This window comes from Glutamicibacter sp. JL.03c (genome assembly GCF_025854375.1).
GTDB lineage: Bacteria > Actinomycetota > Actinomycetes > Actinomycetales > Micrococcaceae > Glutamicibacter.
Genome location: NZ_CP107575.1, coordinates 197,723 through 212,987 on the forward strand (window position 1 = coordinate 197,723; position 15,265 = coordinate 212,987).

The 15,265-nt window shown below is 63.3% G+C and carries 13 protein-coding genes; 10 read left to right on the forward strand and 3 right to left on the reverse strand.

Features of this window, described 5'->3' with window-relative positions:
* Positions 1 to 36 precede the first annotated feature (36 nt).
* Both OF385_RS00940 and OF385_RS00945 read right to left on the reverse strand, forming a co-directional pair.
* Positions 37 to 1,008: an SRPBCC family protein gene (locus OF385_RS00940; protein ID WP_264276559.1), complete on the reverse strand. Its 972-nt coding sequence runs from the start codon at positions 1,006 to 1,008 to the stop codon at positions 37 to 39.
* A gap of 11 nt (positions 1,009 to 1,019) precedes the next feature.
* Positions 1,020 to 1,358: an ArsR/SmtB family transcription factor gene (locus OF385_RS00945; RefSeq protein ID WP_264276560.1), complete on the reverse strand. Its 339-nt coding sequence runs from the start codon at positions 1,356 to 1,358 to the stop codon at positions 1,020 to 1,022.
* A 278-nt stretch (positions 1,359 to 1,636) separates the two neighbouring features.
* Between OF385_RS00945 and OF385_RS00950 the strand changes: the two genes are divergently transcribed.
* From OF385_RS00950 to OF385_RS00985, 8 genes are all read left to right on the forward strand, one after another.
* Complete coding sequence (locus tag OF385_RS00950) at positions 1,637 to 2,191, forward strand: TetR/AcrR family transcriptional regulator (RefSeq protein WP_264276561.1); 555 nt, start codon at positions 1,637 to 1,639, stop codon at positions 2,189 to 2,191.
* Positions 2,188 to 3,999: an alpha/beta fold hydrolase gene (locus OF385_RS00955; RefSeq protein ID WP_264276562.1), complete on the forward strand. Its 1,812-nt coding sequence runs from the start codon at positions 2,188 to 2,190 to the stop codon at positions 3,997 to 3,999. The genes OF385_RS00950 and OF385_RS00955 overlap by 4 nt, the downstream gene beginning before the upstream one ends.
* A 64-nt stretch (positions 4,000 to 4,063) precedes the next feature.
* Complete coding sequence (locus OF385_RS00960; RefSeq protein ID WP_264276563.1) at positions 4,064 to 5,284, forward strand: GAF domain-containing protein; 1,221 nt, start codon at positions 4,064 to 4,066, stop codon at positions 5,282 to 5,284.
* Between the two features lie 113 nt (positions 5,285 to 5,397).
* Positions 5,398 to 6,921, forward strand: coding sequence for an aldehyde dehydrogenase (gene adh / locus OF385_RS00965; RefSeq protein ID WP_264276564.1), 1,524 nt, complete (start codon positions 5,398 to 5,400; stop codon positions 6,919 to 6,921).
* 148 nt (positions 6,922 to 7,069) lie between these two features.
* Entirely contained in the window at positions 7,070 to 8,101 is a 1,032-nt protein-coding gene (gene adhP, locus OF385_RS00970) for an alcohol dehydrogenase AdhP (protein ID WP_264276565.1), read from the forward strand.
* Positions 8,102 to 8,248: 147 nt separating this feature from the next.
* Entirely contained in the window at positions 8,249 to 8,662 is a 414-nt protein-coding gene (locus tag OF385_RS00975) for a DUF779 domain-containing protein (protein WP_264276566.1), read from the forward strand.
* A 9-nt stretch (positions 8,663 to 8,671) separates the two neighbouring features.
* Entirely contained in the window at positions 8,672 to 9,094 is a 423-nt protein-coding gene (locus OF385_RS00980) for a VOC family protein (protein ID WP_264276567.1), read from the forward strand.
* A gap of 191 nt (positions 9,095 to 9,285) precedes the next feature.
* Complete coding sequence (locus tag OF385_RS00985) at positions 9,286 to 10,689, forward strand: dihydrolipoyl dehydrogenase family protein (protein ID WP_264276568.1); 1,404 nt, start codon at positions 9,286 to 9,288, stop codon at positions 10,687 to 10,689.
* Here OF385_RS00985 and OF385_RS00990 read toward each other — a convergent pair.
* Complete coding sequence (locus OF385_RS00990; RefSeq protein WP_264276569.1) at positions 10,660 to 11,325, reverse strand: GntR family transcriptional regulator; 666 nt, start codon at positions 11,323 to 11,325, stop codon at positions 10,660 to 10,662. The two genes, OF385_RS00985 and OF385_RS00990, sit on opposite strands and share 30 nt — an antisense overlap.
* A 128-nt stretch (positions 11,326 to 11,453) precedes the next feature.
* On the opposite strand from OF385_RS00990, the gene OF385_RS00995 reads away from it, so the two are divergent.
* Together OF385_RS00995 and OF385_RS01000 are read left to right on the forward strand one after the other, a co-directional pair.
* Entirely contained in the window at positions 11,454 to 14,285 is a 2,832-nt protein-coding gene (locus OF385_RS00995; RefSeq protein WP_264276570.1) for an FAD-binding and (Fe-S)-binding domain-containing protein, read from the forward strand.
* 157 nt (positions 14,286 to 14,442) lie between these two features.
* A complete protein-coding gene (locus tag OF385_RS01000) occupies positions 14,443 to 15,240 on the forward strand; it encodes a nitrilase-related carbon-nitrogen hydrolase (RefSeq protein WP_264276571.1) in 798 nt (265 codons plus the stop codon).
* Positions 15,241 to 15,265 lie beyond the last annotated feature (25 nt).

Here is a 15,265-nt window from a genome sequence, read left to right on the forward strand (position 1 = left end):
GCGCGCCTCGGCGCCGGATGTGGGGCGAATCGCCCTCTAGAGAATCGATTCGAGCCGGGCGTAGCTGGCCTCCATTCCCTCGGTCATTCCGGTGGCGAGCACGGTGTCGCGGGTTTGCGCGTCGGGATAGGTAATGAGCATGGTGAGCAGGGTTCCGCCGTCGTTCGGCGTCAGCGTGAGTTCGCTGATGGTGGCCGGGTAGTCCGTGTCGATCATCTGCTCGGTGGTCCGTTCATAGGACTGCGGCAAGGATTCCACTACGGTTCCGGTGAATCCAAACCCCTGCCCAGCATCGGCATCTACCGGTTCCCACCAGTACCGGTAGGTCTCGCCGGCTTCCTGCGCCGTGACGCATTCGGTCATCTGCCAGCCGTCGGGGCCGAGCATCCAGCGCTTCATCAGCTGCTGATCATGGTGGGCCCGCCAGACTTGCGCGAGCGTCCCGCGCACCAATCGGGTGATGCGCACCTGGGTATCCGAGAGGACCTGGGCCTCGGTGCTGAAGGTCTGCGCATAGTTGCGCAGGTCGATCAGGACCTGTTCGATCTGGCTCATCGCCGAACGCGTGCCATCGATCATGCCCATGGCCACGACCTGTTCCAGTTCCTCGACGGAATCGAAAACCGCGGTAATCGTCAGCTTCGATCCTTCGGGTGTCGGGTCGAAGGTGAAGACCATGCGGTTGAGCGGCAGGTCGGTATTCGGGGTCCCATCGGCATGGGCAAAGCCATCACTGACTTCGAAAAACTTATGTTCGACGACTTCGTTCCAGAGCCAATAGCCATGGAATTCTTCGCCGTCGGGGGAGGTCATGTGGTAATTCGAGCGACCGCCAGCAGTGGCATCGTGGCGGGTGAAGGTTGCCGGGTATTCCACTGGTCCCCAGAACTTTTCAAGCTGCCGGGCATCGAGGTAGGCGTCCCAAAGCCGGGATACCTTGACCGGGAATTCTGCATGGACGGTCAGTGAGAGTGAGTCGGGATCTTTGACAACGGATGTGACGGGCATGGGAATGCTCCTTATGTGTCCCCATTGGCGAGGAAATCATCGAGCCGGCTGATGCGCTGGCGCCAGATGTCTTCGAGGGATGAAAGTAGTTCTTGTGCGTGCCGGATGGTGTCCGGCTGGCCTCGGACTATGCGTTCGCGGCCACGTGCGATTTTGGTGACCAGACCGGCGGCTTCCAATGCTGCGACGTGTTTCTGGACGGCCGCAAACGACATGTCGTAGCTTGCTGCAAGTTCAGAAACGCTTACCTCGGCGCGAAGCGTCCGCCGCACGATGTCTCTTCGTGTGGCGTCTGCCAAGGCGCGGAAGACCTTGTTTGTCTGTTCTTCGCTCAACTCATATACAACCATTTGGTTGTATGTTACGCCCGAAACCCTGCGGAAGTAAAGGGTGTGAATGAAAAAAGTGATTGATAGTCTACTTATCACCTATTTTCCTCAAGGAAAAGAGTGGATTTATCCACCATGGCTCAAGCGCGCCGATTGCAAGTTGCGACATCGCGCCCACCCGAGAACGATCCCCGCCGCGAACGCCCTGAGGGGCCGGATTGCCAAAATATATAGACTGGTCTATTTCTAGTTTCATTACTTCCAAAGGGGACCTCACCAAGGCGCGGCTCGCGCAGTCCATGCTTGAACTCGTCCAGATCAGCGGATACAGCGGCACCGGGCTCAACGCGTTGATCGAGCACGCCTCAGCACCAAAGGGCTCGGTCTATTTCCACTTTCCCGAAGGGAAGGAAGGACTGGGCCTAGCCGCAATCGAACTGGCCAAGCAGCAGTTCGAAGCCATGATTATCCAAGCGGCCCAGGACGGCGGCGGCGCCGCTGAAGCATCCAAGATCGCCATCCAGGCTCTGGCGGCCATCATCAGTGACAGCGGCTTTCGCCTGGGCTGCCCGGTTTCGGTGGTGACCCTGGAGATGGGGGATTCGAGCGAACGCCTGCGGCAAGCCTGCGCCAGCGCATTCGAATCATGGATTGCCCCCACCGCGGCCCTGCTCGAAGCCGATGGAATGGACTCTGCCAAGGCTGATTCCCTTGCAACCGTGATCGTCTCGACCATCGAGGGGGCGGCCATCGTTTCCCGCGCCATGAAAAGCACCCAGCCGCTTCTCGCTGCGGCAGACGTCGTCTCAGAGCTCATTGGCTTGCGTTGCGAAGGCGCAGGGATCCAGAAATGATTCCAGAAGCCAATACACGCCAGGCGCTGGTTTTCGGGGCGTCGGGACTTGTCGGGCGGCACCTGATCATTGCGCTCCTGGCGGCAGGCGCACTGGTGACAGCCGCCGTCCGGAGCGCCGAATCCGCGGCCAAGACCAACGCTTGGCTGCAACGCCACGGCGTGGAACAGCAGATCAACTGCGTGATCGTCGACTTCGAATCGCCGGAGATTCTCGCTGGCGGATCAACAGCGTTTCCCCATATCACCGAAATCCACAACTGCGCCGGGACCTATAAATTCGGCATGAGCGCCCAGCAAGCCCGCAGTGCCAACGTGGGCATCGTCGAAAAACTCATGGATTTTGCCACCGGACTGCCAGCGCTGCAGCACATGGTTCATATTTCCGGATATCGCGTCGGCGGGCAAGACCCTGCGCTCATTCCTTGGGCGCAAGATCATCGCGATCGGGTCTACCGGAAACTCGGTGCCTACGAAGCTTCCAAGGTTGAGGCCGACGCGATCTTCCAAGCGCTTGGCAATGAACGCGGGATTCCTTGGAGCATCGTCAACCCGGCGACCGTCATCGGCCACAGCGCCACCGGGGAATCCGATCAATATATCGGCCTGGCAGGCACTATCGAACAACTCTGGGAAGGCAAGGCAGCGGCCTTGCCGGCCGGCGACTCGATTTTCCTGCCAGTGCTCACGGTCGACTACTTGGCCGAGTTCATGGCGGCTGTGGCTATCGCTCCGGAAGCAATCGGCCAAGCCTACTGGCTGTTAGATGACAACACCGCACCCCTGGGGCAATTGCTGGCCGAGGCCACCAGACACCTCGGCGCGAAAGTTCCCAAGCTGCGCCTGCCGGCAGGGCTCATCAAGGTGCTTCCGTCGAGGATCAGCAAGGCTGATCCGGAAACACTCCATTTCATGTCGGAGGACCGCTATCCCACCGGGCCTGCCATCGAATTCGCCGACCGGCATGGAATCCGGATGCACGATGTCGATGCCTCTGTGAAGCGGTGGGCCGACTATCTGGCGGCCCGCCGATTTGGAGCCGCGACTGCTGATTCGCGCCGCTTTATAGATGTCGGGGGAGTGAAAACCTTCGAGCTGGGCGACCGGGAAGCGCGACGGTTGCTCCTGCCTGGCCTCCCGGTTAACGCGGACACCTGGGCCAAGGTGGCACAGGGGATGGGCGGCCGGGTCGTGGATCTTCCAGGACTCGGCCTCAGTGGAGCAGGCGGGATCGCAGATTGGGATCGCTGGCTCAAAGCCCTGCTGGAGGGTGAACCCGTGGATTTGATCGGGCATTCGATTGGATCGGCGGCCGCAATGCTCGCGGCCGGCAGGTTCCCGGACAAGGTCCACTCATTGACCCTGATCACGCCGTTCTTCCTGCAAGAGCCAGCCAACCGGGCGGTGAAGCCCCGTCCGTTGGTTCGCAGCTTCTTGCGCCATGCCACCGCGGCGCAGCTTTCTGCCCGATTGACCGGAAGCGACGCACATTCTGCGGCCCTGGCCACCAGTGCCAGCGATTTGAAGCGAAGCACCGCCAAAGCGGTCGCCGAGCACCTGGCCGTGGCAAGCTCCCCGCGGTGGCGCGCAGAATTGCGCCAGCTGCTCGAGCGCTACGAAGGTCCGCTGCGCATTGTTTGGGGATCCGATGACCCCGTGCTGCCATCGGCAATCCGGCGCCTGGAGTCGCGGACGACTGTGGAACTGCACTGCCTGCCGGCTGCGGGACATCACCCGCAACTGACCCACGAAGAGGCGCTGATTGACCTGTTGAAGCAGCCGGCGGAATTCGGCTCTTCTCAAGCCTGATCTCTTCGCCTAGTCTGGTTGGAACTGCATAAAACCAACTTTTCAATGGGGTAAAAGGGGGAGCATGAGCGCGTCTGCTATCGACTGGTCCAACGCAACCCGTCGCGCCCAGCAGGCGCGAGAGCTGCTTTCCGCACGCGAAGCTGGACTTGGTGAATTGCCACTGCGCAATGATGTGCGCGAATCCTGGAAACGATCTTTGGCGCAAAGTGATCTGGTTCAAGGCCCGCCGGTACTCAGTGATGACAGGTTGCGCCTTGCCCGGGAGCGCAGCGAGCTCCAGCGGATCTGGCCAGTGTTCGAGAAATTGCTGGTTCCGGCCGCGACGGATGCCAACCTTCTGGTCGCCCTCGCCGATGCCGGCGGAACCTTGCTGTGGGTTGCGGGCAGCAATAGCTCGATGAGCCAGGCCGAGCACGTCGGCTTCATGGCAGGCGCCGACTGGGCAGAAAAGTCAGTGGGGACATCGGCCCCCGGAATGGCTCTAGCTACAGGTTCGGGATCGCAGGTTTCTGGTGCCGAACATCTTTATGAGCAGGCCCAGCAGTACAGCTGCTCGGCGGTACCCATCCGCGATCCGCGTAGCGGCCAGGTGATCGGAGCGATCGATCTCACCGGCGGCCCGGAAGCCATTGCCACCCACTCGCTGCCGCTGTTGCAGGCGGCCGTGATGGCAGCCGAAACCCAGCTCCTGCTTCCCGGCGCCGGAGTTGTGGCCGACCCTGACTACCTGGATTTGAGCCGGCCCGATGGAGCACATCTGGGATCCCATGCCGTTTCTCTGCGCCACGCCGAGATCCTGACCCTTTTGGCCCAGCATCGCGATGGCCTGACCAGCGCGCAGCTGGTTGATGAGCTCTTCGAACGCCCGGACTCCGCCGCCGAAGGCACCGTTCGCGCCGAAATGGTTCGGCTGCGCAAGGTCTTGGCTGCCTCTCCGGGTCGTTCCCTCACCTCGCGTCCCTACCGTCTGCAGTGGGAACTTCAAACAACCCTTGGCCGGCTTCGCCGAGCTCTGGAACAGGGCGATGTCGGCTCGGCGCTTCAGCTATTCGCCCCGGGGATGCTCGAACGCTCGCAGGCACCAGGCGTACTTGCCTTGCGCTACCGCGCCGAAGCAGCGCTGCGCGAGTTGGTCATGGACCGGGGCAGCGCCCAGCAACTGCTGAGCCTCGGTCGCCAGCTGGCCGATTCCAGTCTGCTGCGCGCGGCCTTGCGCGAACTTCCGGCTGAGTCGCCGGCCCGCTCGCTGATCGTCGCCGAGATCCAGGAGCTCGAATCCTGAATCGCCGCACCGCAATGCAACCTGCCTGCAACGTTCGCGTGACTACAGTCACACTCAAGAGGCCGCGGAGGCGAATTCGCGGCATCAGTCACTGACAAAGGAGTCATGTAGCCATGAGCGTTTACGCAAACCCGAACACCGACGGCGCGCTGGTCAATTTCAAGGAGCGCTACGAGAACTACATCGGCGGCCAGTGGGTCGCCCCGGCCAAGGGCATGTATTTCGAGAACGTCACCCCGGTCACCGGCAAGGTCTTCTGCGAGGTAGCCCGCTCCACCGCCGAAGACATCGAAGTGGCATTGGACGCAGCGCATGCTGCAGCTCCGGCCTGGGGCAAGACCAGCCCGGGCGAACGCGCCGTCATCCTGAACAAGATCGCGGACCGCATCGAGGAAAACCTCGAAATGCTGGCCGTGGCCGAGACGTGGGATAACGGCAAAGCCATCCGCGAGTGCCTGAACGCAGACCTCCCGCTGGCGGTGGACCACTTCCGCTACTTCGCTGGCGCTATCCGCGCCCAGGAAGGCAGCCTCTCCCAGCTCGATAACGACACCACCGCCTACCACTATCACGAACCGCTGGGCGTGGTCGGGCAGATCATCCCATGGAACTTCCCGATCCTCATGGCAGTGTGGAAGCTCGCCCCGGCATTGGCCGCCGGCAACGCGATCGTGCTCAAGCCAGCCGAGCAGACCCCGGTCTCCATCCTCGTGCTGCTCGAGCTGATCGGCGACCTGCTGCCAGCCGGCGTGCTGAATGTGGTCAACGGCTTCGGTGTAGAAGCCGGCAAGCCGCTGGCCAGCAACAAGCGCATCCGCAAGATCGCCTTCACCGGCGAAACCACCACGGGCCGGCTGATCATGCAGTACGCCTCCGAAAACCTGATCCCGGTCACCCTGGAGCTGGGCGGCAAGTCCCCGAACATCTTCTTCGAGGACATCGCCGCCAAGGACGACGCCTTCTATGACAAGGCCCAGGAAGGCTTCACCCTGTTCGCGCTGAACCAGGGCGAGGTGTGCACCTGCCCATCGCGCGCACTGATCCAGGAGAGCATCTACGACCGCTTCATGGGCGATGTGGTGGCTCGCACCCAGGCCATCAAGCAGGGCAACCCGCTGGACACCGACACCATGATGGGCGCCCAAGCCTCGAATGACCAGTTGGAGAAGATTCTCTCCTACATGGAGATCGGCAAGTCCGAGGGCGCCAAGGTGCTGCTCGGCGGCGGGCGCGCTGACCTGGGCGGGGAGCTCTCCGGCGGCTACTATGTGCAGCCGACCATCTTCGAAGGCACCAATGACATGCGCATCTTCCAGGAGGAGATCTTCGGCCCGGTCGTCGCGGTGACCAAGTTCAAGGACTACGACGACGCCATTTCCATCGCCAACGACACCCTCTACGGTTTGGGCTCGGGCGTGTGGAGCCGCAACGGCAACGTGGCCTACCGTGCCGGCCGGGCCATCCAGGCCGGACGCGTCTGGGTCAACCAGTACCACGCCTATCCGGCCCATTCGGCCTTCGGCGGCTACAAGTCCTCGGGCATCGGACGAGAGAACCACCTGATGATGCTCGACCACTACCAGCAGACCAAGAACCTGCTCGTCTCCTACTCGGAAGACAAGCTCGGCTTCTTCTAAGCCGGAAACTGCCCCAAAAAACATCAACATCACGTAGACCTCGAAGGTGCGGGGTCGAGGAGAGTAGTATCCGGGAGGCGATTGGACTCAATTCCCGGATACGCCCCGATGCCTCGCACCTTCGAAGCCCATGCAAAGGACAAAGTACATGAGCACGATGAAAGCTGCAATAGTTGAAGGCTTCGGCGAAGAATTCCACGTGAAGGACACCGCCATCCCCGAACCGGGCCCCAATCAGGTGCTGGTCAAGCTGATCGCCTCCGGTGTGTGCCACACGGACTTGCACGCCGCCGAAGGTGATTGGCCAGTCAAGCCCAAGCTTCCACTGATCCCAGGTCACGAGGGCGTCGGAATTGTCGAGAAAATCGGCGATCAGGTCACCGAAGTCGCCGTGGGCGACCTCATCGGCAACGCCTGGTTGGCCAGTGCCTGCGGGCACTGCCAATACTGCCGTACCGGTTGGGAGACGCTGTGCGAGTCGCAAGCCAACGGCGGCTATTCGGTGGATGGTTCCTTTGGCGAATACATGCTGGTTGATGCCCGTTATGCGGCGCATATCCCTGAAGGATCGGACCCTCACGAAATCGCCCCGGTGCTCTGCGCCGGCGTGACGGTGTACAAGGGGCTGAAGATGACCGAAGTCAAGCCCGGCCAATGGGTCGCGATCTCGGGCATTGGCGGACTGGGACACATTGCCGTGCAGTATGCCGTTGCCATGGGTATGCGAGTGATCGCCATCGACGTTGCGGATGACAAGCTGGCCTTGGCCACCAAGCACGGTGCGGAAATCACCGTGAACGCCTTCGCGCAGGACCCGGCCGAAGTGATCCAGGAGAAGGTCGGCGGAACGCACGGGGTGCTGGTCACCTCGGTGCATCCAAAGGCTTTCGGCCAAGCGATCGGCATGACCCGGCGCGGCGGAACGATCGTGTTCAACGGGTTGCCTGCAGGCGATTTCCCGGCGCCGATCTTCGACATCGTGCTCAAGGGCCTGACCATTCGAGGTTCGATCGTTGGTACCCGGCAGGACATGATCGAAGCCCTGGAATTCTACGCGGCAGGGAAGATCAAACCGACCTTCCATACCCGTCCGATCGAAGATATTAATGCCGTCTTTGACGAAATGCGCCATGCCAAGATCGATGGCCGCGTCGTGATCGACTACACCGGCAGCAAGTAAGCCCATCCGTGTCGCCCGGGCCGGGGCCGCCCTCTTTCGGCGTTCCAGCCCGGGCGGCGTGTTTTTGACCCACCGTGGACTACCGGGATTAAAAAGAGGACACTGGCCACAATGCAGTTAACCCATGAAGAAGTGCAGGAGCGAACCATGAGCACCGTGACCGAAACCAAAGCCACCATTCCCGGGGAAGGTTTCTCGCGAGTTGCGTTCGCCCCCGAAGCCATGGAGCTGCTACGCAAACTCTGGGGCATTCACGGGCCGCTGATGTTCCACCAATCCGGGGGCTGCTGCGATGGCTCCTCGCCCATGTGCTATCCGGCCGGGGAATTCCGCACCGGCGGCTCGGATATCCTGCTCGGCGTGCTCCCGCTGGATGACGGTGCCGGGGGTGTCCTGGGCGAGATCGACTTCTGGATGTCCAAGGAGCAATTCGAATACTGGAAGCACACCAAGCTCACCGTCGATGTGGTGACCGGCCGCGGTTCCGGGTTCTCGGTGGAAGCCCCTGAAGGCAAACGCTTTTTGATTCGCAGCCAGATCATCGAGTTCCCCGCCAGCTAGGAGCGCTTCATGCTTGGTCCCACGGTTTATATCCTCTTCCCGGGCACGGCTCGGCAAGCGCTGGACTTCTACCAGGAGATTTTCGGTGGCGAACTCGCCCTGTACACCCTGGAGGAATTCAACCGCACCGACGGGGATCCCCAGGCCATCGCCCACGGGGAGCTGACCGGGCAGGTGTGCCTCGGCGGCGCCGATGCCTCCGCCATGGACCGCCCGTTGCGCGCCGAGGGCATGATGCTCTCACTGCTGGGCACCGCGCAACCAGAGGTGCTGCACCAGTGGTTCGACAAGCTCAGTGCCGGCGGCGAAGTGATCGACCCGCTCACCGAAAAGCCCTGGGGCGCCGTTGACGGGCAGGTGCGCGACCGCCATGGAGTGCACTGGCTGATCGGCTATGAGCCGGAGAACCGCGAGAGCCAAGCGCCCAGCTGATGTTGCCGCTCTGTTCGGCACTGGCACCTGCCGGCGCCCGCCTAGGCACTAGCTGCGGCCAGCACCGCATCGAATCCACACCCGGTGCCGGCCTTCGACGCCGGCCGATCGAAAACCGCAGAATGGAACTGGGCCGCGGCCAGCGTCCTGGTTGCCATCGCCCTGGGCATCAAACTTAGAAAGGCCGACGCATGAGCGAGAACCACAACTACGATCTGATCGTCATCGGAGCCGGCCCGGTCGGCGAAAATGTCGCGGACTACGCCGCCCGGCAGTCTCTGAGCGTGGCCATCATCGAATCCGAACTGGTCGGCGGCGAATGCTCCTATTGGGCCTGCATGCCCTCCAAGGCTCTGCTGCGCAGCGGCCATGCGCTGCGCGCGGCCCAGCGGCTGCCCGGAGCACGCCAGGGCATCACCGGAAAGCTCGATGCCGACGCCGTTTTGGCGCGCCGCACCGAATTCACCAGCGGCTGGAAGGACGACGGGCAGGTCCGATGGCTGGACTCCGCCGGAATCGACCTGATCCGCGGCCGCGGACGGTTAGCCGGCCCGGGCAAGGTGCAGGTCGGCGAGCGGGTCTACAGCGCCCGCGCCGTAGCGCTGGCCACCGGGTCGATCCCCACGCTGCCGGAGATCACCGGCCTGGCCGAAGCGCGGCCTTGGGGCACCCGCGAAATCACCTCAGCGCAGCAAGTTCCGGACTCCCTGATCGTGCTCGGCGGCGGGGTGGCGGGCACCGAAATGGCCCTGGCCTTCGCCAGCCTCGGATCGAGTGTCACGCTGGTCTCGCGTTCGGCGCTGCTGGGCCGAGAGGAGCCCTTCGTCGCCGACCATGTGGCCGCCGGCCTGAAGGAAGCCGGGGTGGAAGTTCGCCTCGGGGCCAAGCCCACTAAGGTGTGCCGGGCCCAGGACGGAACCATCACCCTGGGGCTCGATGACGGGTCAACGGTGCAGGGCCGCGAACTGGTGGTGGCGGCCGGTCGCGCCCCGGCCACCCTCGACCTGGGCCTGGAGGCCCTCGGCCTGGATGCGAAGCTCAGCGTGGATGACACCATGCTGGTGGCGGGCACCGACTGGCTCTACGCCGCCGGCGATGTGAATGGCCGGGCCCTGCTGACCCATCAGGGCAAATACCAAGCTCGCATTGCCGGGGAAGCGATCGCCGCACGGCTGAATGGAACCGAGCTGGCTGCCGGGCCATGGGGCGCGCATGCTGCCACCGCCGATCATCACGCCGTGCCGCGGGTGATCTTCACCGACCCCGAGGTGGCCGCCGTGGGGCTGACCGAAGCCCAGGCGCGCGAGGCCGGCTTCGCGGTGCGCACCGTGGCCTACGACCTGGGCAGCGTGGCCGGGGCCGGCCTTCACGCCGATGGCTATGCCGGGCGCGCCCAGCTGGTGATCGACCAGGACCGCCAGGTGATCCTCGGTGCCACCTTTGTCGGCCAGGACGTGGCCGAGCTGCTGCACGCGGCGACCATTGCGATCGTCGGCTCAGTTCCGCTGGATCGGCTGTGGCATGCGGTGCCAGCCTATCCGACGATGAGCGAAATCTGGCTGCGCCTACTTGAGGCCTGCCGCCAGGCGGTCTAGGTGCGCGGCCAGCCGGGTGCTGGCATTCTCCAGGTGCTGGGCCAGCAGCTCGGCGGCGCCCTGCTGGTCGCCGGCGGCGATCTTCTCCAGCAACCGGGCATGCTCGTTGGCGATATCGGCGGTGTCCAGCAGCGTCGCGTCCTGGACCTGGGTCATGCACAGGCGGATTTCGTCGCTGAGCTGTCCGTAGATCGCGCTGGTGCGCTCGGAATCCAGGGCCTGGACCAGCGCACTGTGGAAGCGGACATCGGGATCGACAATCTGGATCGGCGAGGCCTCGCTCAGGGCGGTGATTTCCGCGTTGGCTTCCCGCGCGGCACCGGGAACCTGCCCGGTGCTGGCGAGCAGGCGGACCGCTTCGGCCTCGATGATCGCGCGGGTGCGGTAGATGTCGCGGGCATCGGCCGAGGTCAACCGTGTGACCCGGGCGCTCTGATGGGCGTTGCGGGTGAGCAGTCCGCTGGCCACGAGGTTCTCCAGCGCGGCCTTGGCGGTAGGACGGGCCACCTCATAATGGGTGGCCACATCGACTTCGCCCAAGGGGGTGCCGGGAGCCAGCTCGCCGCTGAAGATGCGGGTGCGCAGCGAGGCGATGACGGCCTGCACCACCGAAACCACTCCTAATCGGGCTGCCACGTGTTTCCTTTCGGGCCAAGAAAATAACCTCACAAGTATCCCATGAATCGTACTACCATTGGTTGTGTACTTGTTAGACAATTTTCTTCTTGGGCAGTAACCACCTGCCCGCGACACAGGAGCGCACCATGGCATTGAGCACGCCAGCACTCGGCGAACCAACGGTTTCACCCAGTATTCTCGACCTCGTTGGCGAACCGGGCCGCGTCAAGACCCGTTCCATCGACCGCGTCGCCTACGCCTCGGATGCCTCGCACTACCTGTACACCCCGCAGGCGGTGATCCTCGCCAAGGACGCCGCTGAAGTCGCCGCCCTGCTGCACGCCGCGGCCAGCAAGAACCAGCCGGTCACCCTGCGCTCTGGCGGGACCTCGCTGGCCGGCCAAGCCAGCGGCGACGGGCTGATGATCGACGTGCGCCGCAATTTCCGCGGCATCCAGGTCCTGGATGACGGGGCGCGCGTGCGCGTAGAGCCCGGCGCCACGGTCCGCCAGGTCAACGCGCGCCTGGCCGTCTACGGCACCAAGCTCGGCCCGGATCCGGCCAGCGAAGCGGCCTGCACCATTGGCGGAGTGATCGCCAACAACTCCTCGGGCATGGCCTGCGGCACCGAGTTCAACACCTACCGCACCCTGGAATCGATGACCTTCGTGCTGCCCTCTGGCACCATGATCAACACCGCCGATCCCGATGCCGACCGCCAACTGGCCGCCGCCGAACCCCAGCTGGTCGCCACCCTGGATCGCCTGCTGGCTCGCGTGCGCAACAACCCCGCGTCGGTCGCCAAGATCCACAAGCACTTCGCCCTGAAAAACACCATGGGCTATGGGCTGAACGCCTTCCTCGACTTCGATACCCCGGCCGAGCTCATGGCCCACCTGATCATCGGCTCCGAAGGCACCTTGGCCTTTGTCGCCGAAGCGGTGTTCCGTACCGTGCCGATCCGCAAGCTGGCCACCGCCACCCTGGCGGTTTTCGACAATCTCGATCTGGCCACCCGCGCCCTGCCCGAACTCCTGGACTCCGGTGCGGCCACCTTGGAACTGATGGATTCCACCTCGCTGCGTGTGGGGCAGGAACTGCCTGGCGTCCCCGACGCGATGATGGGCTTCGAGGTCGACCAGCAGGCCGCGCTGCTTGTTGAATACCACGCGGATACCGCCGAAGAACTTGCCGGGCTGCAGAAGGCCGGCCAGCGCCTGCTGGATTCAGCCGCGCTGCGTGCCCCGTCGCTGCTCTCCCAGGATGCCAAAAACCGCCAGGCCGCCTGGAAATTCCGCAAGGGCCTTTACGCCTCGGTGGCCGGCGCCCGCGTTTCGGGCACCACTGCCCTGCTCGAAGACGTCGTCGTCCCGGTTCAGTCGCTGGCCGAAACCTGCGGCAGCCTGCAAGAGCTGTTCACCGAGTACGGCTACGAGGATTCGGTGATCTTCGGGCACGCCAAGGACGGCAACATCCACTTCATGCTCACCGACCGCTTCGAGGGCGAGGCAGCGCTGAACCGCTACAACTCCTTCAACGACAAAATGGTTCAGCTGGTCCTGTCCAAGGACGGCAACCTGAAGGCCGAGCACGGAACCGGCCGCGCCATGGCGCCCTTTGTCCGCGCCCAGTACGGTGACGAACTCTACGAGGTGCACCTTGAACTCAAAGCCGCCTGCGACCCGCGGCTGATGATGAACCCGGGCGTGATCATCGACGAAGACCACGCCGCGCACATCCGGAACATCAAGCTCAACGAAACCATCGAGGTCGAGGCCGACCGCTGCGTGGAATGCGGATATTGCGAGCCGGTCTGCCCCTCCAAGGACTTGACCCTCACCCCGCGCCAGCGCATCGTGGTGCGCCGAGCCATCGCGAAGGCCGAGGCCGAAGGGAATGCCGAACTGGCTGCCGAGCTGGAACGCGACTTCGACTACAACGGCGTGCAGACCTGCGCGGTGGACGGCATGTGCGTCACCGCCTGCCCGGTCGGCATCAACACCGGGCTGATGGTCAAGCGGCTGCGCCGCGAAGATGCGCACCCGGTGCTCGCCGCTGGATTCAAGGCCGCGGCCAAGGGCTGGGGCCCAGCCACCCGGGTTGGCTCGATGGCGCTGAGCGTGGCCGGCAAGTTCCCCGCTCCGCTGGTTCGCGGCGTCACCGATATGGCGCGCAAAGTCGTGAGCACCGATGTCATGCCGCGCTATGATGATGATCTTCCAGCCGGTGGTGCCGCGCGCAAGCCGCTGGCCGGCAACCTGGGTGCTGAAGGCGCCGAGCCGCTGGCTATCTACTTGCCAGCCTGCGTGAATACGATGTTCGGCCCGGCCGGGGAGGGCGAAGGAGTGGCGTCAGCCTTCACCAGGCTGCTGCACGCGGCCGGCGTTTCGGTCTTCGTTCCGCAGGGTATCGAATCTATGTGTTGCGGTACGCCATGGACCTCCAAGGGCTACGCCGACGGGCACGAAGTGATGGCGCAGCGAGTCCTCGACGAGGTGCGTTCGGCCATGCCGGGCAAGAAGTTGCCGGTGATCTCGGATGCGTCCAGCTGCACCGAAGGCTTTGCCCACACCCTCGAAGAACAGGGGTATGAAGTCATCGATCTGCTGGCCTTCACCACCCGGAACCTGCTGGATAGGCTGCCTGAGATCGACAAGATCTCCTCGCTCACGCTGCACCCCACCTGTTCGTCGACCCAGATGGGCCTGAATCCTGACCTGCAGAGGATCGCGCAGGCCGTGGCGCAGACCGTGAACACCCCGGTGAATTGGGGCTGTTGTGCTTTCGCGGGGGATCGCGGCATGCTGCATCCGGAACTGACGGATTCGGCCACCGCCCGCGAGGCTGCAGAGGTCCGGGCGCTTGATGCCCAGGCTCATGCTTCGTGCAACCGCACCTGCGAACTGGGGATGTCTCGGGCGACCGGAAAAGAATACCGCCACGTGGTCGAACTTCTGGCTGAAGCAGCCACGAAGTAGTTCCTGCGAAGCCACCTGGATGTTCCATCCGGGTGGCTTCGACGTTGGTGCGAAAAGCACTTATCTGCCTTGGTTCGGTACCAAATACCCTAGACGCGCGAAGTGCTGTTCCGAATAGGGTTAAACCTAGTCATCCATGGTGCTCGGAGGGAGCCAAATGCGCATCGCTGTAATGCAGGACGAAGCTGAAGTCTTGGGAATTGAGCGCAATCTCGACGCCATTGACCATGCTGCGCAACGTGCTGCCGCCGATGGTGCCAGAATCCTGCTCACGTCCGAGCTTTTCGCCGTCGGCTACGCGCCCTACGTCCTGCGCGATTCCCTGGACATTTCCCTGCTGTCGGGTGCTCACCAGCGGCTGTCGAGCATCGCCGCGAAGCATGCGATCGCCCTGGTCTACTCCCTGCCCGAGATTACCGACGCCGGTTGGCTGATCACGTCGACCTTTGTTGATGATCAGGGAGTGCAGCTCGCGCATTATCAGAAGGTGCAGCTTTTTGGCGTTGAAGAGCATGAAGTATTCATCGCAGGCAGCAACCCGCCAGCGTCCTTCGACTATGCAGGGCTGACGCTGGGCATGGTGATCTGCTTTGACGTGGAATTCCCAGAGGTTGTCCGCGAAGCATCACGACGTTCGGTGCAGTTGCTGCTTGTTCCCACTGCCATGGGCCGCGGATACGAGCAGGTGTGCACTCGCCTTGTTCCAACTCGTGCCATGGAGAGCCAGCTTTTCATTGCCTACGCGAACCACAGCGGTTCGGAAGCTGGATTCGAATTGGCCGGCACCAGCGTCATCGCCGGTGCTGACGGGACTATCCTGGCGCAGGCTGGTGCGGGTTCCGAGCTTCTTGCTGCGGATATCGATGTGAGCTCGCTACCGCGGATTAGAACTGAAGTTCCGTATCTGGAACAGGCGCGGAGAGACCTCTATGCGCAATGGTTGAGGGAGAAGTAACCAGCCCCTAGGGTACTTCCGCGGG

Excerpts from the sequence above, each read along its gene's own strand:
- OF385_RS00940 (WP_264276559.1), bottom strand. The coding sequence starts at position 1,008 with ATGCCCGTCACATCCGTTGTCAAAGATCCCGACTCACTCTCACTGACC.
- OF385_RS00945 (WP_264276560.1), bottom strand. The coding sequence starts at position 1,358 with ATGGTTGTATATGAGTTGAGCGAAGAACAGACAAACAAGGTCTTCCGC.
- OF385_RS00950 (WP_264276561.1), top strand. The coding sequence starts at position 1,637 with ATGCTTGAACTCGTCCAGATCAGCGGATACAGCGGCACCGGGCTCAAC.
- OF385_RS00955 (WP_264276562.1), top strand. The coding sequence starts at position 2,188 with ATGATTCCAGAAGCCAATACACGCCAGGCGCTGGTTTTCGGGGCGTCG.
- OF385_RS00960 (WP_264276563.1), top strand. The coding sequence starts at position 4,064 with ATGAGCGCGTCTGCTATCGACTGGTCCAACGCAACCCGTCGCGCCCAG.
- adh (WP_264276564.1), top strand. The coding sequence starts at position 5,398 with ATGAGCGTTTACGCAAACCCGAACACCGACGGCGCGCTGGTCAATTTC.
- adhP (WP_264276565.1), top strand. The coding sequence starts at position 7,070 with ATGAGCACGATGAAAGCTGCAATAGTTGAAGGCTTCGGCGAAGAATTC.
- OF385_RS00975 (WP_264276566.1), top strand. The coding sequence starts at position 8,249 with ATGAGCACCGTGACCGAAACCAAAGCCACCATTCCCGGGGAAGGTTTC.
- OF385_RS00980 (WP_264276567.1), top strand. The coding sequence starts at position 8,672 with ATGCTTGGTCCCACGGTTTATATCCTCTTCCCGGGCACGGCTCGGCAA.
- OF385_RS00985 (WP_264276568.1), top strand. The coding sequence starts at position 9,286 with ATGAGCGAGAACCACAACTACGATCTGATCGTCATCGGAGCCGGCCCG.
- OF385_RS00995 (WP_264276570.1), top strand. The coding sequence starts at position 11,454 with ATGGCATTGAGCACGCCAGCACTCGGCGAACCAACGGTTTCACCCAGT.
- OF385_RS01000 (WP_264276571.1), top strand. The coding sequence starts at position 14,443 with ATGCGCATCGCTGTAATGCAGGACGAAGCTGAAGTCTTGGGAATTGAG.